17 protein-coding genes are annotated in these 19752 nt (G+C 40.7%); 13 read left to right on the forward strand and 4 right to left on the reverse strand.

Annotated features, from left to right (window positions below):
- Positions 1-37 precede the first annotated feature (37 nt).
- Positions 38-364, reverse strand: coding sequence for a hypothetical protein (locus ACOOEY_RS04560; protein ID WP_420387488.1), 327 nt, complete (start codon positions 362-364; stop codon positions 38-40).
- A gap of 157 nt (positions 365-521) precedes the next feature.
- On the opposite strand from ACOOEY_RS04560, the gene hisS reads away from it, so the two are divergent.
- The 8 genes from hisS (at position 522) to ACOOEY_RS04600 (ending at position 9652) form a co-directional block, all read left to right on the forward strand.
- Positions 522-1898 carry a histidine--tRNA ligase gene (hisS, locus tag ACOOEY_RS04565; protein ID WP_420387489.1) on the forward strand — a complete coding sequence of 459 codons (1377 nt, stop codon included), beginning with the start codon at positions 522-524 and terminating at the stop codon, positions 1896-1898.
- A 70-nt stretch (positions 1899-1968) separates the two neighbouring features.
- Positions 1969-3693, forward strand: a complete 1725-nt coding sequence (locus tag ACOOEY_RS04570) for a gliding motility-associated C-terminal domain-containing protein (protein ID WP_420387490.1) — start codon at positions 1969-1971, stop codon at positions 3691-3693.
- Positions 3694-3714: 21 nt separating this feature from the next.
- A complete protein-coding gene (locus ACOOEY_RS04575) occupies positions 3715-4047 on the forward strand; it encodes a YbaB/EbfC family nucleoid-associated protein (RefSeq protein ID WP_420387491.1) in 333 nt (110 codons plus the stop codon).
- Positions 4047-5063, forward strand: a complete 1017-nt coding sequence (locus tag ACOOEY_RS04580) for a glycosyltransferase family 2 protein (RefSeq protein ID WP_420387492.1) — start codon at positions 4047-4049, stop codon at positions 5061-5063. The genes ACOOEY_RS04575 and ACOOEY_RS04580 overlap by 1 nt, the downstream gene beginning before the upstream one ends.
- A gap of 339 nt (positions 5064-5402) precedes the next feature.
- Positions 5403-7196, forward strand: coding sequence for a tetratricopeptide repeat protein (locus ACOOEY_RS04585; protein ID WP_420387493.1), 1794 nt, complete (start codon positions 5403-5405; stop codon positions 7194-7196).
- 130 nt (positions 7197-7326) lie between these two features.
- Entirely contained in the window at positions 7327-8304 is a 978-nt protein-coding gene (locus tag ACOOEY_RS04590; RefSeq protein ID WP_420387494.1) for a pyruvate dehydrogenase complex E1 component subunit beta, read from the forward strand.
- 54 nt (positions 8305-8358) lie between these two features.
- Positions 8359-8853: a uridine kinase family protein gene (locus ACOOEY_RS04595; RefSeq protein WP_420387495.1), complete on the forward strand. Its 495-nt coding sequence runs from the start codon at positions 8359-8361 to the stop codon at positions 8851-8853.
- A 61-nt stretch (positions 8854-8914) separates the two neighbouring features.
- Positions 8915-9652, forward strand: coding sequence for a hypothetical protein (locus tag ACOOEY_RS04600; RefSeq protein WP_420387496.1), 738 nt, complete (start codon positions 8915-8917; stop codon positions 9650-9652).
- A 103-nt stretch (positions 9653-9755) separates the two neighbouring features.
- Here ACOOEY_RS04600 and ffh read toward each other — a convergent pair whose 3' ends face one another.
- On the reverse strand, positions 9756-11090 hold the full coding sequence (gene ffh / locus ACOOEY_RS04605) for a signal recognition particle protein (RefSeq protein ID WP_420387497.1): 1335 nt from the start codon (positions 11088-11090) through the stop codon (positions 9756-9758).
- A 141-nt stretch (positions 11091-11231) separates the two neighbouring features.
- Here ffh and ACOOEY_RS04610 point away from each other — a divergent pair, with 141 nt between their 5' ends.
- The 4 genes from ACOOEY_RS04610 to ACOOEY_RS04625 all read left to right on the forward strand — a co-directional run bounded on the left by ACOOEY_RS04610 (position 11232) and on the right by ACOOEY_RS04625 (position 17029).
- Complete coding sequence (locus ACOOEY_RS04610) at positions 11232-13670, forward strand: YfhO family protein (protein WP_420387498.1); 2439 nt, start codon at positions 11232-11234, stop codon at positions 13668-13670.
- Positions 13671-13708: 38 nt separating this feature from the next.
- Positions 13709-14941 carry a glycosyltransferase family 4 protein gene (locus tag ACOOEY_RS04615; protein WP_420387499.1) on the forward strand — a complete coding sequence of 411 codons (1233 nt, stop codon included), beginning with the start codon at positions 13709-13711 and terminating at the stop codon, positions 14939-14941.
- Between the two features lie 3 nt (positions 14942-14944).
- On the forward strand, positions 14945-15487 hold the full coding sequence (locus ACOOEY_RS04620; protein ID WP_420387500.1) for a methyltransferase: 543 nt from the start codon (positions 14945-14947) through the stop codon (positions 15485-15487).
- Between the two features lie 69 nt (positions 15488-15556).
- Entirely contained in the window at positions 15557-17029 is a 1473-nt protein-coding gene (locus ACOOEY_RS04625) for a lipopolysaccharide biosynthesis protein (RefSeq protein WP_420387501.1), read from the forward strand.
- Here the strand turns inward: ACOOEY_RS04625 and ACOOEY_RS04630 are convergent.
- Entirely contained in the window at positions 17018-18298 is a 1281-nt protein-coding gene (locus tag ACOOEY_RS04630; RefSeq protein ID WP_420387502.1) for a glycosyltransferase family 4 protein, read from the reverse strand. The genes ACOOEY_RS04625 and ACOOEY_RS04630 overlap by 12 nt on opposite strands.
- 110 nt (positions 18299-18408) lie before the next feature.
- On the opposite strand from ACOOEY_RS04630, the gene ACOOEY_RS04635 reads away from it, so the two are divergent.
- Positions 18409-18855, forward strand: coding sequence for a hypothetical protein (locus ACOOEY_RS04635; protein WP_420387503.1), 447 nt, complete (start codon positions 18409-18411; stop codon positions 18853-18855).
- Here the strand turns inward: ACOOEY_RS04635 and miaA are convergent.
- Positions 18829-19749, reverse strand: coding sequence for a tRNA (adenosine(37)-N6)-dimethylallyltransferase MiaA (miaA, locus tag ACOOEY_RS04640; RefSeq protein WP_420387504.1), 921 nt, complete (start codon positions 19747-19749; stop codon positions 18829-18831). The two genes, ACOOEY_RS04635 and miaA, sit on opposite strands and share 27 nt — an antisense overlap.
- Positions 19750-19752 lie beyond the last annotated feature (3 nt).

Genomic DNA, 19752 nt, shown 5'->3' on the forward strand with positions numbered 1-19752 from the left:
TAAGCAGGACTTTCCATCGATCATTATTTGATAATGATTATTCTTTATCAGAAGCTTCTTCTTTAGACTCAACTTCTTCTGTAGGAGCCTCTTCTTTCTTAGCTTTTTTAGCCTTAGGAGCACTTTCCTTTTTCTCAGCTTTAGCTTCAGGAGCTTCTTCTTTTTTAGTTTCAGCTTTAGGCGCCTCTTCTTTTTTAGCTTTAGCAGCTTTCTTAGGCTCGTTAGTTTCGAAAGAAGCAATCAGCTCCTCTTTGTCAACGTTTTTCAATACTGGCGTAGCAGTAAGTTGTTTGATTCTGTTAACTCTTTGAGCAGATCTCTGCTTATTTCTTCTTCCTTTTCTCTTTAATCTTGTAACTCCCATGATTAAGACCTTATTTCTAAATGAGGGTGCAAAGATACTGGTTTAATATTCATTTGCGAATTTTTCTAAGAATAAAACTTTACGATTTTTCATTTACTGCCAGATATCTCTCGACTGAAAGCTTTGGTTTTACTAGTTTTGGCAAAAAAACAGCAAAATGGCCCAAAAACCATCTTTACCAAAAGGCACCAGAGACTTTGGCCCTGAGCAAATGCTCAAGCGTAATTATATCATTGACGCCATTAAGGAGGTATTCAGGAAGTATGGATTCATGCCACTTGAGACACCTGCCATGGAGAACCTAAGCGTGCTTACAGGCAAGTATGGTGATGAAGGGGATCAGCTATTGTTTAGAATATTGAACTCAGGCGACTTCCTGAGTAAAGTTTCAGATAAAGACCTTGAGGGTGGAGTAAAGAACTTAACTCCAAAAATCGCGGAGAAAGGTTTGAAATATGACCTGACAGTTCCTTTTGCCAGGTATGTGGTAATGAACCAACATGATGTTACTTTTCCTTTTAGAAGGTACCAGATTCAACCCGTATGGAGAGCAGACAGACCTCAAAAAGGCCGCTACAGAGAATTCTACCAGTGTGATGCGGATATAGTGGGTACTGATTCTTTAGTCTGCGAGGCCGAACTGCTGGCCATGGTTCAGGAGGTTTACAAGAAATTCAATTTCGATGCTTTCTCTATTTCGCTCAGCAATAGAAAGATTCTTGAAGGCATAGCAGAAGTTTGCGAAGCCAGTGACGAATTCAGCAGATTTTGCGTCATTCTGGATAAACTGGATAAAATAGGTCAGGAAAAAGTGTTCACTGAACTGGGAGGTATTGGAGTATCTAAGACTGGGCTTGATAAGCTTGAACAAATTCTGACCATTGAAGGAGATAATAATAGCAAACTGACTCAACTACAGGAAATCATCAACAGCTCAGAAGTAGGAACTTTAGGAATCAATGAGGTAAATGAAACACTAAACAACTTAAGCCTCCTTGGTTTCCTTACTGACAAAGTCAATATCGATTTCACCTTGGCTCGTGGTCTCTCCTATTATACAGGCATGATCTACGAGGTAAAACCAACCAGTATTCAAATGGGAACCATTACTGCCGGTGGCCGGTACGATAACCTCACCGGGGTATTTGGGCTACAGGGCATCTCTGGAGTTGGGGTTTCCTTTGGCATAGATAGAATTTACGATACACTGGAAGAACTAAACCTCTTCCCTAATTCAAAAGCCAATTATTCCAAAGTGCTTTTGGTAACCTTCGATTCAGATTCTCAAAAGCATGGTTTGAAACTCCTTGGAGAGTTGAGATCAGCCGGTATTGCAGCCGAAATGTATCCGGAAACGGCCAAAATGAAAAAACAAATGGGATATGCTGATAAAAAAGGCATTCCATATGTGTTGCTTATTGGCTCTGAAGAAATAGCCCAACAACAATATACGCTCAAGTATATGGAAACAGGTAATCAGGCCATGTTTAGCCTGGACGAGGTAATCAGCAATCTTCTTGAAGAAGAAGAATAGCAAAAGCTGATTACTTTTACCTTATTGAATAAGTTTCCGGTGAACCAGGCGTTTATTGGAAGAATGTAGAATGTGCGAGTTCTCCTTGAAATATGACAGACTGCTCAAGTCCATTTTCTATGGGTTAATCCTACTTTCTCTTTTGTTACCCCATAAGTCCAGCGCCCAATACGCAAGTGATAAGGGATGGTTCGATGCTAACTTTGTCAAAGGATGTCCAGGGTTCTTTGTCACTATTACCCATACTAGAGTTGGAGCCGGCACACTGTTTTATGGTTTTGAAGGAGATAAGGACAATCCAATTTCCGGAACCAGTTTTACAGGCTCTTTCGATGAAGGTGAAACAGCCACTTTTCAATATAATAACCCCGGCACATTCTACATTGTAGTAGTCGATCAGTCAGGTTCAGGAAGCACAGCGGATAGAACTGACATATTGGAGATTACGGTCTTACCTGACGTCCCACCGTCTGCCACTTATACCAACTGTCAGGGCAATACCGTACAGATTATGATCGATCATTTGGCCGATTCATTCGATTCATATAACATCCTTTGGGGTGATGGCAATCAACAGATTTACCCTGGTGATACTCCAATAGAGCACACTTACTCCACTCCCGGCATTTATGACATTTTTATAGGAGGGCGTTTCGATGATGGGGAGTCATCCGGCTGTCGGTTACTAAAAATTGAAATCTCTACCTTCGAAGAACTCCCGACACCTGTTTTAGAAACAATTAGCGTTACGGCCCTTGATGAAATTGAACTTGGCTATCAACCTTTGTCCGTTGGTCTCTCCTACACTCTTCAGATCGATACGGGAACAGGTTTTCAGGATTATGCTTCCATAGATCCACAGACAAACCCATCCAACCTCATCATCAATGACGCCAACTTCGATACCAACAATTCATTCTATGGATTTAAAATTGTAGTGGAAGACATTTGCTCTACTATCAAAAAGGAATCCGAATCAGGGTACTCGATAGCTTTTGAATTAGCTTCTTCAACGGTAAGCACAACTTACGATTTACTTGTTGAGTGGCTTACCTCTGATCAAAACTTCACCGATATCAATTTACTGATTGATGGATCAACTTACCAGACATTCAACACCTTTGATAATTCTTCAGGTGAAACTATCAATGTGGTTAACTGCAACACCCTGGGAACTATCACAATGACCACTGATGTCAACGGTATACTTTCTACAAGTATCAGCCAGGTTCCGTTTGAGTCTTCTCCACCCCTGCTTCCTGCCATTAATGCCCCTAATGCACAACTCAATGGTGCTGTTGTGGAAATAAGCTTCTCTTCTACTCCCATTACACTCGGTGAATACGTGCTATACAGAAAAGATATTACCACCAGTTTCAATGAAATATTCAGCACCTCAGCAAGTGGGTTGACGGATACCACGATTCCGCCAGGCACGGCAGAGGCATGCTATAAATTGGCCTATCGCGATGAATGTGGTAACATCTCCGAGCTTTCTGATGAGGTTTGCATAATACTGGCTACATCACTTGGCATCCCCAACGCCTTTAGTCCTAACGGTGATGGAGTCAACGATATATTTAAAATTAATGATGGCATTTATGCCAATTTCAGCATGCTGATCTATAATCGCTGGGGCAGCCTGGTTTTCAATACGGATGATCCAACTCAGGGATGGGACGGAGAATTCGAAGGCACTGCAGCTAACTCAGGAACTTATCTCTACCGAATTTCATTTCAGAATGCAGACAATCTAGTCATTACAAAAACAGGTAGTTTTGTTTTAATTCGATAGTTTTGAGAAAATTTCAAGGTCATGTTTGATATGATGAAAATGATGGGCAAGGTGAAGGAGATGCAAGCCAAGATGAAGGAAGCCCAGGAAAAATTAGAGTTTATTGAAGAAACCGGTGAAGCAGGTGCTGGTATGGTTAAGGCCACTGTAAATGGTAAAAAGAGTGTCATCTCAATAGATATTGACGAAAGTCTTCTGAATACAGCTGATAAAGAAATGGTACAAGACTTAACTGTCGCTGCCATTAACAATGCTATGGAAAAGGCGGATATACGTGCTAAGGAAGAAATTAAGAAGAGCACAGATGGAATGATGCCCAATATTCCCGGTATGGACCTTGGTAATCTTTTTTAATGGACAACCTCTCCATTGTTCTCCTCAATTTTAACGGGAGAAAACACCTGGAAACTTTTTTACCTTCAGTTGTCACTCATAGTGGACAACATGAAATCTACGTGGTAGACAATGGGTCCACCGATGACTCAGTAGAGTTTGTAAAATCTACCTACCCCCAGATTAAGCTCATTCTCTTTAAAGAAAATTATGGTTTCTGTGGGGGCTACAACAAAGCCATTCCACTGATTGAGTCGCAATATGTGGTTCTATTGAATACTGATGTTGAAGTAACTGCCAATTGGACTGAGCCCATTTTAAAAACATTCCGGGAACAAGCCGAAGTCAAAGCCATTCAGCCAAAAATCCTCTCCTACCATGACAAAAAGAAATTTGAATATGCAGGAGCTGCAGGCGGGTACATAGACTTAATGGGCTACCCTTTCTGTCGAGGACGAATTTTCGAAAGCTTAGAAGCAGATCAAAAGCAATATTCCGATTCAGCCAAAATATTCTGGGCATCAGGTAGCTGCCTGTTCATTCACAGACAAACTTATATAGACTTGGGTGGACTGGACGAAGATTTCTTCGCACACATGGAAGAAATCGACCTATGCTGGAGACTCTGGAATGCCGGAGGAGAAGTTCGCTACTGCCCGGATAGCACCGTTTACCATTTAGGCGGAGGGACCCTTGATAAGTCAAAGCCGAAAAAGACCTACCTCAACTTCAGAAATGGTCTAAGTCTATTGGTCAAAAATGAACCTTTAAAGCACCTTTTTTGGAAACTACCTTTACGAATTCTTCTCGATTGGACAGCTCTTCTTAAATTTTCGGTGCAAAGTGGCCCTCAACATGGATTAGCAATTCTTCATGCCCACTTAAGCACCCTCCTTTCCCTTCCGCATACACTAAGTAAGAGAAACAGAGGCTCCAAAAATTCCACAAACATTCCGATCTACAAAAAGTTTATAGCCTGGCAGTATTTTGTAAAGGGGTACAAGCACTTCAGCCAACTCAGATGGAGAGCTGATTAATTATACCAGACGGGATTTTGTCTTCTCCTCAAGTGCTTACGAATGTTAATGATGTAAGCTAAACCCAGGTACACAATCAAAGGTGAGCCGAAGGTTAGAAATGATGCATAAATGAAGAACAATCTGATGCTTGAAGTTGAAAGGTTGAGCTTTTCTCCAAGTTTGGTGCAGACCCCAAAAGCCTGATTCTCAAAAAACTGCTGAATTCTTTCCATTTCGCTAAAAGATGTACGAATTTAGAAACAATTTATCATTAGTGAAATCGGAAAGTACTAAAAAATTATTAAACTTGCAGCCTGCTAAATCAGGCTATAACAGACGAAAACAATCAAAATTCTTATGAAAACCCAAACTGCTAAAAAGTTTTTTCTATTTGCTCTTGCCGGTGTTCTGACCCTGTCAGGATGTGCATTGAGTACAATGAAGAAGATGGCAAAAGACCAACAGTTGACTGTTACTCCAAGTCCTCTTGAAGTACATGCCGACACTGTTAAGTTCGAAATGGCTGCCAATCTCCCGGAGAAAATGCTCAAACCTGGCAAAGTATACCAGTTGAACACATATTATACTTATGGCACTCAGGAACGTCAACTTAAAACTATTCAGTTCAGAGAAGTTGATTACCCTAATGCTGCTACCGAGCAACCAAAAGTGACTGAAACTTTCATGTTTCCTTTTGTTGAAGGAATGGAAAGAGGTAGTCTTCAGGTGCAAGGTAAAGCCCTTAACCCTAAGAACGGAAACTTCCTCGACACTGAGAGATTAGGTGTTGCTGATGGTGTGATTACTACTTCAAAATTGGTTCAGCCTTCTTACCATGCTTCTTATGCTCCACACGGATATAACGATCAGGAAGAGCTAATCCCTACTAATGTTGAATTCTTCTTCGACCAGGGTAGATCAGTTTTCAAAACTTCAGAGAAAAACAGTGACAGAGGAACCAGATTCGCTGCTTTCATTGCAGAGAAGAACGTAACCAGAACTGTTACTATTACTGGTACTCACTCTCCTGAAGGTAAAGAGACTATCAACTCTGACTTATCTAAAGAAAGAGCTGCTGCTATCGAAAAGTGGTACAGAGAGCAGATGGATATGTACGACTACCAAGGCATGGCCGATCAAATCAGGTTCATCCAGAAGCCAATCGTACAAGATTGGAATGGTTTGAAATCTATGCTGGCCAGCTACGATGGAATTACTTCTGCTCAAAAATCTGAGTGGACTTCTATCATCAACGGTACCGGTTCATTCGAGCAAAAAGAAAAACAACTTCAGAAACTTAGCACTTACAAGAAGGTATTTGATGATATCTACCCTCAATTAAGAACTGCCAAAACTGAAGTACTAACAGTTAAGCCTAAGAAATCAAGAGAAGAAATTGCTACACTGGCTACTCAAATCGCCAACGGTTCTGCTTCTGCAGATGCTCTTTCTCTCGAAGAAATGCTTTATGCTGCTGCTAACAACCCTTCTTTGGAAGAAAAGCAGAAGATTTACGAGGCTGCCGCTAAGAAAAATGACACTTACGTAGTTCATAACAACCTGGGTGCAGTTCATCTTCAGATGGCTACACAAACTTCAGGAAGAGAAATGACTAACCATGTAAGAACTGCATTGAATCACTTCAATATCTCAAACCAAAAGCAGTCTAACGTATTTGCTCAGGCTAACATGGGAATGGCACTTGCCATGCAAGGCAACCTTTGGGGAGCTCATGATGCCCTGACCAAAGCCGCTGGAATGAATCCTAACAACGAAGTAAGCCAAGGTGTAAATGGTGCCAAAGGTGCTGTTGAAATCATGGTAGGTCGTTATGATCTTGCCATTGCTTCTTTGAACAGAGCGACTAACAGATCAGTAGATCAGTTTAACAAAGGTTTGGTTCAACTGTTGAGAAAGGACTTCAGAAATGCACAGTCGACTCTCGAAAGTGTAATCAGCAATGACAGAGGTTACGTAATGGCACATTATGCTGCTGCCGTAGCTGCTGCTCGTCAAAACAATGAAAACAAAGTAATTGAGCACTTAAGAAACGCGATCAATGCAGATGCTTCTTTGAAAGCTAAAGCAGTGTCTGACCTTGAGTTCAGAGACTTCTCTGGTTCTCAGGCCTTCCTTGATCTGATGAACTAAGAATTAGTTCAATTAAAATATTAAAGCCCGATCTTCTGATTGGGCTTTTTTTATGTCCCTTCTTATTAAATTCTATGTTGGGATTTGAACCCTGATTGATTATTTTTACGGCCGTTTAAAACAGAATTCGATGAGAGAAATACAGTTCAGAGAAGCCCTAAGAGAAGCCATGTCAGAAGAAATGAGAAGAGATGAAAAGATCTTCCTGATGGGTGAAGAAGTGGCTGAATACAATGGTGCTTATAAAGTAAGCCAGGGCATGCTCGATGAGTTTGGTGCTGACAGGGTAATTGACACCCCTATTGCTGAACTGGGTTTTGCAGGAATTGGAGTAGGTGCTGCCATGAACGGCCTTCGACCAATTATCGAATTCATGACATTCAACTTCTCTCTGGTAGCCATTGATCAGGTAATCAACTCCGCTGCCAAAATGATGTCAATGTCTGGTGGACAGTTCCCTATGCCGATTGTATTCAGAGGGCCTACCGGTAATGCAGGTATGTTGAGTTCACAACACTCTCAGAACTTTGAAAACTGGTACGCTAACACTCCAGGTCTTAAAGTGGTGGTTCCTTCTAATCCAGCTGATGCCAAAGGCCTGCTTAAGTCATCGATCCGTGATAACGACCCTGTAATCTTCATGGAGTCAGAATTGATGTACGGTGATAAAGGTGAAGTTCCTGATGGAGAATATCTCATTCCAATCGGACAAGCGCACATTGTTAAAGAAGGTAGTGATGTAACCCTACTCTCTTTTGGTAAAATGATGAAGATTGTCAACGAAGCTGCAGAAGAACTGGCGAAAAAAGGAATCAACGCTGAAGTAATAGACTTAAGATCTGTAAGACCAATAGACTACAAAACAATCATTGATTCGGTGAAGAAAACTAACCGCTTGGTGATTATTGAAGAAGCATGGCCTTTAGCCTCAATCTCTACTGATATAGCCTTTAATGTACAGAAAGATGCATTCGATTATCTAGATGCTCCTGTAAAAAGGGTAAACAGTATGGACCTTCCATTACCTTACGCTCCTACCCTTATCGATGCTATTCTTCCTAACGTGAAGAGAACATTAGAAGCAGTTGATGCGGTAATGTACAGATAAGAGTAATAAAGAATTAAATTTAAGCCCTGACCAACCCGTCAGGGCTTTTTTATTATGAGCCAATTAGTCCTTATAGCAGGTGTCAGCAGATCAGGTAAATCGTCCCTGGCGAAAGAGCTATGCTCGAGATTAAATAAGGCTGTTCACCTAGATCAGGATAATTTTGTAAAAGAAGAAGATGAGATTCCTCTTATCAATGATCGAATCGACTGGGAAACTCCGGAATCCATCAATTGGGCAAAATGGACCCAAGCCATAGCAAAAGCCACATCAGAACATGATTACGTCATTGCAGAAGGAATTTTTACGCTCAGCGATCTGCAGCTAGTTAAACAAGCCGATATATCCATCCTCCTTTCTATCGATGAGGTTGAGTTCAAGAAAAGGAGACACCAGGAAAAACGTTGGGGAGCTGAACCGGATTGGTTTATTCAACATGTTTGGAATGCACACCTTAAAAATCACAATCCTCATCAAATCATTGCTGACTTTGAGTTGCAAGACTTCAATGATATAGATATACAGAAGATTACCGAAAGACTTAGGTGAAATCCAATCTTATGCTTGCATAAACGAAACGAAAGCATTTTATTTAACGAAAGTCTTAGTTTTGAAAAAGTCAATCACCTTATTCTCAATCCTATTATTGGTCATATGCTCCTGTTCTGCTCCTCAGAAAGAACCAGATAAACTAGAAGAATTACCTGAAGTAGTAGAAACAGTTAACGAGCCTAAAACCCGGGTCATTGCTGAGATGCCTAACTATCAATTTCAATTTGGATCGTTAGAGCTAAATCAACATATGGACGATCTGGACTTGCGTGTATTTAAACACTATGGCGAGTTCTATACAGATGATTTTACCATCTACCGGCTTGACCGCATAGACTACCTGGCTGAGTCTTATTTCATTGATGACATCAACCTTTATTTTATTGATAGTCTACTAGTTAAAATACAGGCTTATCTCAGAGAAGATAAATCACATGAGTTTCTCAATAAATATGGAGCCGCAAAAATCTACATCAATGACTACCACAACAAAAAACTACTGGAAAATGAAAATGTACTGGTTAAGAGCAATGGCAAGTACAAAATCAATGAGAACATAGACTACTATACGTTGAAGTGGAAAAGAGAAGATACGGACATTGAATATGTTGTAAACAAAAAAGCAGATAGCACTATGACCATAGCTGCTAATGACATACGATACTTTGATGACAAAAGACATCGTTATAAGCTCACCTTCCAGACTTCAGATTATGACTATCAAATGGCTTGGGTAAAGTGGGAATCTTACAAGGAGGCTCGAGGCCTGGTGGCTCAGCCAGCATCAGAGCAATAAAAAGATAATCTTGGAATATCTCCATCAAGAATTATAGATCAATCCTCATTGAAAAAGGCCAATCTAACGATTGGCCTTTTAAATATCGTTGATGTAGAAGCGACTACCTTCTTCCACCCATTTGGGCAAGGTTCTGCATGGCTCTCTTCCCTCCCACTTTATTCATCATCTTCATCATTTTCCTCATATCGCCAAACTGCTTCATAAGATTATTGACTTCCTGAATAGATGTTCCTGAACCATCAGCGATTCTTTTTCTTCGGCTTCCATTCATTAATTCAGGGTTTGCTCTCTCTTCCTTAGTCATAGAGCGAATGATTGCCTCAATAGGTTTGAATGAGTCATCATCTATATCCAGACCTTTCATGGCTTTGCCCATACCCGGGATCATCCCCATCAGGTCTTTCAGGTTACCCATTTTCTTTATTTGTTCCAGCTGAGAAAGGAAATCATCAAAATCGAACTTATTCTGACGGATTTTCTTGTTGAGCTTTTTGGCCTCCTCCTCATCAAAAGTCTGTTGTGCTTTTTCAACCAATGATACTACATCACCCATTCCCAGGATTCTGTTAGCCATACGATCCGGATGGAAGACATCAATGGCCTCCATCTTCTCACCTGTTGAAATAAACTTAATGGGTTTTTCAACCACACTTCTGATAGAAAGAGCCGCACCACCACGTGTATCACCATCGAGCTTGGTTAGAACTACCCCATCAAAATCCAGTCGTTCGTTGAAAGTCTTTGCAGTATTAACTGCATCCTGACCTGTCATGGAGTCAACCACAAAGAGTGTCTCAGAAGGCTTTAGGGCTCTTTTAAGTCCTTCAATCTCCTGCATCATCTGCTCATCGACAGCCAGACGACCCGCAGTATCGACAATCACAATCTTTTTACCGGTAGCCTTGGCATGTTTGATCGCATTGTTGGCAATCTCCTCAGCATTTTTATTCTCAGGTTCAGCATAAACCTCTACACCGATTTGTTCACCCAATACTTTCAACTGATCGATCGCTGCAGGACGGTAGATATCACAAGCGGTTAGTAACACTTGCTTCCCTTGCGATTTCAACATTCTCGCAAGCTTACCAGAGAAAGTAGTTTTACCAGAACCCTGAAGACCAGAAATCAACACGACTGCGGGATCACCCTGCAATACCATATCTACTTTCTGCCCACCCATCATTTGGGTGAGTTCTTCATTCACGATCTTAACCAACAATTGACCTGGAGAGACAGAAATAAGTACGTCTCTGCCTAAGGCTTCATTTTTGATTTTGTCCGTTACGTCCTTGGCAACTTTATAGTTAACGTCAGCATCAATTAAGGCTCTTCTAATTTCCTTAACAGTGGTTGCTACGTTGATCTCAGTAATTGAACCCTGACCTTTGAGGGTTTTAAAAGCTCTATCTAACTTGCCGCTTAAATTTTCAAACATGCTTTTAACTTTTGGCTTGCAAAAATAGCCATATTTCTGGTCTTAAAAAGCCGTTGGCCACCAATAGGCTTACAAATCGAATCATATACTTTTGTATTAGTGCCCTATTGAACATATTGTGGCCCAAACCGAACTAACCGAATGAAAAAGATCAGCTTTGCCAAAGACATACTCCCACATCTGGTAGCAGTCATTATCTTCCTAATCATCACTATCTCTTTTTTCAATCCGGTCTTTTTCGATGATCAAAAACTAGCTCAGAGCGATATAGTGCAATGGGAAGCGAGTGCCCATGAGCTCATGGAGTATAGATCAGAAACAGGTGAGGAAGGTCTTTGGACTAACTCCATTTTTGGAGGAATGCCAGCCTATCTAATTAGTGTGAAATGGGGTAATGAGCTTATCAAACATACCCATGCTGTTTTCGCCTTAGGCTTGCCTCACCCAGTCAGGATCATTTTCGTGAGCATGCTATCATTCTACATCATGTTACTTTGCTTTAAAGTCAATCCTTATCTGGCTCTTATTGGTTCTGTAGCCTTTGGCCTTTCATCATATAACATTATTGGACTAACAGCAGGTCATAACGCCAGAATATCGGCTGTTTCTTTTATGCCCCTGGTCATGGGAGGAGTACACCTGGCTATGACCAGGAATAAATGGCTGGGTGCCAGCCTTACCGCTTTGGCATTAGCCATGCAACTAAGAGTCAATCACCTTCAGATTACCTATTACCTGGCCTTTATTATAGGAATTTACGTCCTCCTGCAACTGATTTATGCTTACAAGGAAGGTGAGATAAAAGAATATGGACAACGATTAGGTCTTTTGACAATAGCAGCAATTTTGGCAATAGGTACTTTTTTCGGAGAGTTTTATGCGACTTATGAATATGGAAAATACTCTAATAGAGGAGCTTCCGAACTTACGCAACAGGTAGATGACGAAATGAATGCTGATGGATTATCTCCTAGCTATGCCTTTCAATACTCAAACGGCACATGGGATCCCTTTACCCTCTTCATTCCTAATGCATTAGGAGGCAACGGCCCGTTTGACAGAGATTCAGATTTGGCGAACTACCTGAGAAGAAATGGGGCTAACACAGCTCAAATGCAACAGTATTTACAAGGCATTCCTACTTATTGGGGATCAGAATCACCTACTACTTACTATGCCGGAGCTATTATGGTATTCCTCTTTATACTCGGTTGTCTGTTGGTAGAAAGAAAATATGTAATCTGGCTGGTGGCAGTTGCAGTATTAGGTATCATATTGAGTTATGGCCGAAATATGAGTTGGTTCAATGACCTAATGTTCAATTATTTCCCAGGCTACAACAAATTTAGATCTGTCACCTTTACTATGGTGATGCCCATTTTTGCCATTTCGCTCTTAGGCATGCTCGGCCTACAGAGACTCCTTGATATGAAGTGGGATAAAGTCTCTAAAAAGAAATTCCTCATAGCCTTCAATTCAACGGCAGGCCTCGCACTACTGTTAGCAGCTATTGCCGGAATATTCAGTTTTAGGTCTTCCATCGATAGTCAGCTCCCTCAGGAGCTAGCCAGTATAGTGAAAGGAGATAGAAAAGCACTTTTTGTTAGTGATACACTCCGGGCTTTCTTTTTTATCGCTCTCTTTGCTCTGGTGATATTTCTGAATAAAATAGGACAAGTAAAACCTTTAGTCCTTAAGCTCTGCTTAATCAGCATAGGAATAGCAGAGATCGTAATGGTAAGTAACAGATTTATTTCAGACAGAAACTATAGTACAACTTATAGAAACAATGCGTTTGCTCTTAGCCCTGCGGACAGAAGCATCAAACAGAATCAATCTTTGGGTGACCGTGTAATTGACGTCAATAGTCAGTTTTATAATGCCGTTTCATCTTACCACCACCATTTAGTGAATGGGTATCATGGTGCCAGAATCAGGAGATATCAGGAATTAATGGATAAATCAATTATTCAGGAGTTTTCAAATGTAGCTGGCGACCTTAATAATGGCTCTATACCTGACTTTAGTAGTACCCCTGTTTTAAACATGATGAACACACGATTCATCATTGAAAGAGGTGCTCAAAGTGCTATGGAGAATCCTCGGGCACTTGGGGCAGCCTGGTTTGTATCCGACTTAAAATATGTAGAGGACGCTGATGGCGAATTCAATAATACTTTAAGCCTAAGAACCCCAGGAACCACTGCCATAGTTAACAAGAATGAAGTGCCCGAAGGTATTACCACATCAGTAGATGGAGACATTAACCTGGTTGATTATCACCCCGGCTATTGGAAATATGAGTCTTCCAATTCCTCTTCAGGTTTTGCTGTATTCTCAGAGGTACATTATCCTAAAGGATTTAAAGTAAAAATCGATGGCAATGAAGTAGAAATGCTGCGAGCTAACTATGTTCTTCGAGCTCTTCAAATACCTGCTGGTGACCATACGATTGAATTCAGTTTTGAGCCTAAGATTTATACTGTGGGAAGCCTGATTATGACTGTCTTTTCTGTCATTGTCTTAATATTGTTCTTCGGATCAGTCTATCTTTCTATCAGGACTTATATTCAAGAATAGTCCTAAGGTTTGAGGGAACACTTAATTGCACAAGAAAGATGATGGGTAACCAGAAAATCTGTATGCTTTTGCATGAATATTACCCCAACGACATTAGGGTAAGCAAAGAAGTAGCACCTTTAATTGAAGCTGGTTTTGATATCCATTTGATTTGCCTGCAAAGAAAAGGTGAATCAGCTCAAGGCGAAGTAAATGGAATCCATGTCCACAGAATTGATATTGCACAAAGCTTCTTTTGGAGAGGTATTTGGGATATTCTACTGGTTGTTTTCGGATTTTACCAACCTGTTTTTTATAGAAAGCTCAAGGCATTAATGAAACAATATGGATTTGATGCTATCCATGTTCATGATCTCCCATTGTCTCATACAGCTCTCCGTCTGAAAAAGAAATATCCTGAGCTTAAAGTCATACTAGACTTCCACGAGAACTACCCGGAGGCATTAAAGGTCTGGTTTCAGTGGAAGTCCAATCCCTTGATAAGGCTCAAAAACAGATTGTTCTTTAATTTCTCACGCTGGCTGAAATATGAAAAGAAGGCTTCTCAGAAGGCTGATCATATCATTGTAGTCGTTGAAGAAATGAAAGATCGTATTATTAACACCCATCGCTTAAACCCTGACAAGATAACCGTTATTACCAACTCAGAAAGTACAGATTTTCTAAATCAAACGCTATACCCAGATGTTTATGAAAAGAATAAGGGAGATTTCATTTTAGCCTATACAGGAAATGTCGGGCCACATCGGGGAGTAGATACAATCATCAAAGCTCTTGCAAACCTCAAGGATAAGCCTGCGATCAGGCTTGAAATCACTGGAAATCTATCTAAGGATACTGAGAACTGGCTGAATCAACTGATTGACGAAAATGGTGTTGGAAGTCAGGTGAAGTTAAATGGTTATCAGCCTTTCCATAAGTTTTTCAGTTATATGGCCTTAGCCGATGTGAACTTAATCCCTCATAATAGGAATGGCCATACGGACAATACAATACCACACAAACTATTTCAGGGTATGCTGGTAGGTAAACCTGTACTAGTCAGTAATGCTCCACCGTTAGAAAGGGTAGTCAACTCCCTTCAAAGTGGGCTTGTATTTGAAGCCGGCAACCCGCATGACTGTGCAGAAAAAATCAATGCATTATATTCAGATTCCGGCTTGTATAAAACCCTTGGTGCAAATGGCCTGGAGCAAACAACCAAAAATAACGTAAACTGGGAAGCAGAGGGCCTTAGACTAGTCTCTCTTTATCAAGAACTTCTGGCATAACTTATGAACCGAAATAAAGAGAAGACCAAAAAGGCAAGGTTTGAAAAAACACTTCGCTTTATGGAAAAGGGACTTCCAAAAGGAAGCAAAATATTAGACCTGGGAACACCCAACGACCTTTCTAATTTCTTAATTGAATCAGGCTATCAGGTGGACAATGCCTATGGAGAGGATTTTGACTTACATCCGGAGATCATTTCCCTTGAAGGGTATGATGCTGTGACTATTTTCGAAGTACTGGAACATCTGATCAACCCAATGGGTATTTTGCTTCAAATTAAAGCTCCCAAGTTGTATGCATCTGTGCCACTGGATTTATGGTTTGCCAAGGCCTATAGAAACAAAAATGATCAATGGGACCAACACTTTCATGAGTTTGAAGATTGGCAGTTCGACTGGCTACTAGAAAAATCAGGATGGCATATCGAAAGATCTGAAAAATGGACCAGCCCTACATCGATGATAGGCATTAGACCTATTTTAAGAAGGTTCACTCCCAGATACTACATTGTGGAAGCCTCAAGGAGTCCCCTCGCTCGAGACTAGAGACGAGCTTCGTCTCTACAATCTAAAGTCAATAGGAAATATTACTTTGCACTTTAAAGACAGGAAGTTTTGGGAATCATTATAAGGCAAAGTATAAAGTCATCTGCAATTGCCTATCTGGGAGTATTAATTGGGTACATTAATGTGCTTTGGCTCTACACCTATTTTCTCGATACAGAACAAGTAGGTCTCTTTCGATTAATACAAAGTTCTGCTTATCTACTCGCCACCTTTGGACAATTCGGATTGGCGCAAAGCTTTATCAGGTTTTACCCGGAACACAAATCGCAAAAAGGATATCTGCCTGTCGCTCTCATTGGTGGAACTATAGGTTTCCTCCTCTTATGTGGTTTCTCACTATTATTTCAGAAACAAATTGCCGGTTACTTTGCTCAAGAATCTCCCCTCTTCGTTGAGTTTTTTCAGCTTACCCTACTTATCAGTTACCTCATAATTCTTTATCAACTGCTGGAGGCCTATTCCAGGAGTCTTCTGAACATCGTTGTGCCTACTATCTTAAAGGATGTTGGTCTCAGGTTATCAACAATGTTATTACTGATTATTTATGGTGTATCTTACATAAGTTTCACGACCCTAATCCACTCTCTGCTCCTGGTATATGGATTAGCAGTTATTGGGCTACTCGTTCATTTTGCCAGCAACAAACAATTATCTATTTCCCTAGACTTTAGTTTTCTAAAAAAGGGCCAATGGAAAAGGATCTTAAACTATGGTCTTTTCTCACTTATTGGTGCAGGAGGTACTCAAATCATTCTTCAAATTGATAGTGTGATGATCAGTGGAAGTCTAGGTTTAGATGAGACCGGCATCTATACCATTGCCTTTTTTATTGGAGTAGTGATTGAAATGCCCAAAAGAGCCATCACACAGCTAAGCGCTCCACTACTTGCACGATCATTTAATAAAAATGACATGCAGGCCGTAGAGAAACTCTATAAACAAACGTCAATCAATCAGATGATAATAGGGGCGTTGTTACTTATTGGTATTTGGTCCAACATTAACAACATCTATTCATTCATTCCCAATAATGAAGCATATTTAGGAGGCCTGAGCGTGGTGCTTTTTATAGGACTCGGTAAGTTATCAGATATGATTTTCGGTACAAATGGCGAAATCATAGTAATGTCCCGGTATTTCAGGTTCAATGTGATTGCAGTAGCCTTTCTGGCGGTGATTACAGTACTACTTAATCTTTGGCTTATTCCTCAATACGGCATTGAGGGAGCTGCCATAGCTTCGTTTGTAGCCATGCTAAGCTTTAATCTCGTTAAGTATGTATTTGTATGGGTGAAATTTGGGATTCAGCCATTTGGCATTTCAACCTTAAAAATGCTGCTTATAATTGGCATTGTTCTCCTCATTAACTTTTGGCTTCCAGTGTTAAACAGTCACTTAGTTGATCTGATCCTAAGGTCCGCTATCATCAGTTTCAGCCTTTTAAGCCTTGTCGTCATATTAAAAATATCAGAAGAAGTAAACCAATTGTTTTACACTGCATTCAAAAAACTAAAGCGTTGACAGCCATGCCGACAAGTCTCTGGACAAACTCTTGCGGCTGTAATGATCTATATGATCAAAAGAAAAAGCCACTTCGCTGTTAACCACTTTTAGAATAAAGTCTCTAACCCCTCTCTCATCCTCATAATCAAAGCACTGCCCGGAATTGGTTTCCTTAACTATTCGGGCCAAATCACTGGATGTATCTCCTATACAAAGGATTGGTTTTCTGGCCTGAAGATACTCAAACAGCTTACCCGGTAACTGGGTCTGTTTCCTATCTGTCTTTGTCTGAATTAGCAATAGCAAACTACTTTCAGCATACCGTTTCGAAACCTGTTCGTGAGGCACACTTTCCTGCAAGTCCAGAACACCTTTGAGGTTCAGATTCTGATTAATACTGTTCAGCACATCAGGACTAATAATACCTGTGAATTTTACAGAGACCTCATGGTTGGTTTCATCAATCACCTTATCCAAAGAAGACCATAGTGCATGAGGGTTCCTTTGCTTACTCAGCATACCAATATGGCTAATGATGAACCTACCCTTTTTCTGATTTGTGGTAGGAATGTAATCAGACTCGTCAAAACCATTCGTGATAACTTTCACTCTTCGGGCTCCTAATTGCTCAAACTCATCCTTGGCACTTGGACTCGTCACTAATAATGAATCGGCCACTTTAATTACCTGCTGCTCCAGCTTTACATGTCTTCTCCAGACAGGCTTTGAAATCCTCATTTCATGAAGAATCTCCCATTGAGTCCAGGGGTCACGAAAATCTGCTACCCAGGTGATTGAAGGGACTTTCATCTTCAACCTTGCTCCAATCAAGTGCATACTATGTGGCGGCCCTGTTGTAATCACATGTCTGATATGATTGGTCTCCAGAATACTCAGAAGGTAGTTGACGGATGGTTTTACCCATCCAATTCTTGGATCAGGTATAAAGACATTCCCTCTAAGCCAAATGGCCAGGGATTTAAAAAAACTCTGTTTTCCACCCTCAAGAATTTGTCCTTGCCTGAGTTCCTTATTCCCTGACAGTTTTTTAAATATCCGGTAAGGCTCCCAAATCGGAAATTTCAGTACCTCAACATCAGGGTGAATATCCTTGAGTAAGGACTCATCCTTCAGGTCGAAATCTGGATTCTCGGGGGTAAATATGATGGGGCGCCAACCGAACTCAGGAAGGTATTTGCTAAACTTGAGCCAGCGCTGCACTCCAGCTCCCCCACTGGGAGGCCAGTAATAGGTGATGATCAGAATTGGTTTTAACTCTTGTTTCAACAGGTGTCTGAAATTGCGCTTTAGGAGTTCGGTTAACAGTTCACTTGCAATTAAGAATAAAAAAATCTTATTTCAGCCATCAAATAAGGTCAAACTCAACTAATTCAACTATGGGCTTTTTACCAATCTTTGTTGCTCTTCTGGGTCTCATTCTGCTATACACTATTTATACTTATAACCAGATCAAGCCCAGAAAGGCCAATTTAACCAGAGTCATCGACCAGATGGCAGCTAATAGCAGAGACAGAAAACAACTTGTGCTGCAGTACGATGCTCAAAATCCTGAATCTCAACTCTCTGAATTGGCAGAAAAACTGAAAAGAACCTCTACCGATAGATTTCAGAGTTATAAAAAAGAAGAAGAATTCATTCAGGAAATTGACAATACCCTTGTAGGACTTTCGAATACCGATCTGAAAGAGAAACTCCAGGCTCACAACAATAAGCAGGTTGAATTGATGAAAATGCTAAAAGCCAAAGCCACTGAATATAATGGGTTCATTAAAAAATCACCGGCCAGTGTTGTAGCATCAATTTTCGGATTCAGAGCTTTTTAACTGCTCTTCTATCCACTTCACTATTTCAGTAGTCTGAGATGGTTCAAACCATTGTACGTTAGGGTCTCTTTTGAACCAGGTAAGCTGCCTTTTAGCGTATCTTCTTGAGTTACGTTTGAGCAAGCGAACAGCCTCTTCATAATCATACTGTCCTTCATGGTAAGGGAATATCTCCTGATAGCCGACAGTTTGTAGTGCATTGAGCGATTGAAAAGGCAAAAAGTTCTTGGCCTCTTCAAACAAGCCTTCATTAATCATCAAATCCATACGATGATCAATGCGACTATAAAGCTCCTCCCTGTCCATATGTAATCCCACTTTGATCACTTCAAATGGCCTGGGCTTGCTCTTCTTTTTTCGGTATGATGAAAATGTATTCCCGGTCGACCTGATTACCTCCAATGCTCTGATCACACGTTGAGGGTTTTTTAAATCTACCTGAGTATAATATTCGGAGTCTGTACGTTTCAGTTCTTCAGTCAATGGTTGCAAACCTTGCTCCTTGAACTCCAGGTTTAACGCTTCCCTTACACCTGGTTTGACTTCAGGAAATTGGTCTAAACCATTGCACACGGCATCAACAAAAAGGCCAGACCCTCCTACCATAATGGCAACCCGATTCTTTTGATGAATCATATTTATCAACTCCAAAGCCTCCTTCTCAAAAAGCCCTACATCATAATGATCATGAATAGAGAGAGAGTTAATCAAGTGATGTCGTGCCTGAGCCAACTCTTGAGCATTGGGTTTAGCAGTTCCTATCTCGAGTTCGCGGTAGAACTGTCGGGAATCGGATGATATAATTTCTGTGTTAAAAAAAACTGCGCTTTTTATAGCCATTGACGTTTTACCTACAGCAGTTGGACCAACAAAACAGATTAAATACTTTCTCACAGC

It is taken from the genome of Roseivirga sp., from assembly GCF_965216855.1.
Lineage (GTDB): Bacteria > Bacteroidota > Bacteroidia > Cytophagales > Cyclobacteriaceae > Roseivirga.

Coding starts and splice junctions, on each gene's coding strand:
- ACOOEY_RS04590 (WP_420387494.1), top strand. CDS start 7,327: ATGAGAGAAATACAGTTCAGAGAAGCCCTAAGAGAAGCCATGTCAGAA.
- hisS (WP_420387489.1), top strand. CDS start 522: ATGGCCCAAAAACCATCTTTACCAAAAGGCACCAGAGACTTTGGCCCT.
- ACOOEY_RS04620 (WP_420387500.1), top strand. CDS start 14,945: ATGAACCGAAATAAAGAGAAGACCAAAAAGGCAAGGTTTGAAAAAACA.
- ACOOEY_RS04595 (WP_420387495.1), top strand. CDS start 8,359: ATGAGCCAATTAGTCCTTATAGCAGGTGTCAGCAGATCAGGTAAATCG.
- ffh (WP_420387497.1), bottom strand. CDS start 11,090: ATGTTTGAAAATTTAAGCGGCAAGTTAGATAGAGCTTTTAAAACCCTC.
- ACOOEY_RS04570 (WP_420387490.1), top strand. CDS start 1,969: ATGTGCGAGTTCTCCTTGAAATATGACAGACTGCTCAAGTCCATTTTC.
- ACOOEY_RS04560 (WP_420387488.1), bottom strand. CDS start 364: ATGGGAGTTACAAGATTAAAGAGAAAAGGAAGAAGAAATAAGCAGAGA.
- ACOOEY_RS04635 (WP_420387503.1), top strand. CDS start 18,409: ATGGGCTTTTTACCAATCTTTGTTGCTCTTCTGGGTCTCATTCTGCTA.
- ACOOEY_RS04585 (WP_420387493.1), top strand. CDS start 5,403: ATGAAAACCCAAACTGCTAAAAAGTTTTTTCTATTTGCTCTTGCCGGT.
- ACOOEY_RS04610 (WP_420387498.1), top strand. CDS start 11,232: ATGAAAAAGATCAGCTTTGCCAAAGACATACTCCCACATCTGGTAGCA.
- ACOOEY_RS04575 (WP_420387491.1), top strand. CDS start 3,715: ATGTTTGATATGATGAAAATGATGGGCAAGGTGAAGGAGATGCAAGCC.
- ACOOEY_RS04580 (WP_420387492.1), top strand. CDS start 4,047: ATGGACAACCTCTCCATTGTTCTCCTCAATTTTAACGGGAGAAAACAC.
- ACOOEY_RS04615 (WP_420387499.1), top strand. CDS start 13,709: ATGATGGGTAACCAGAAAATCTGTATGCTTTTGCATGAATATTACCCC.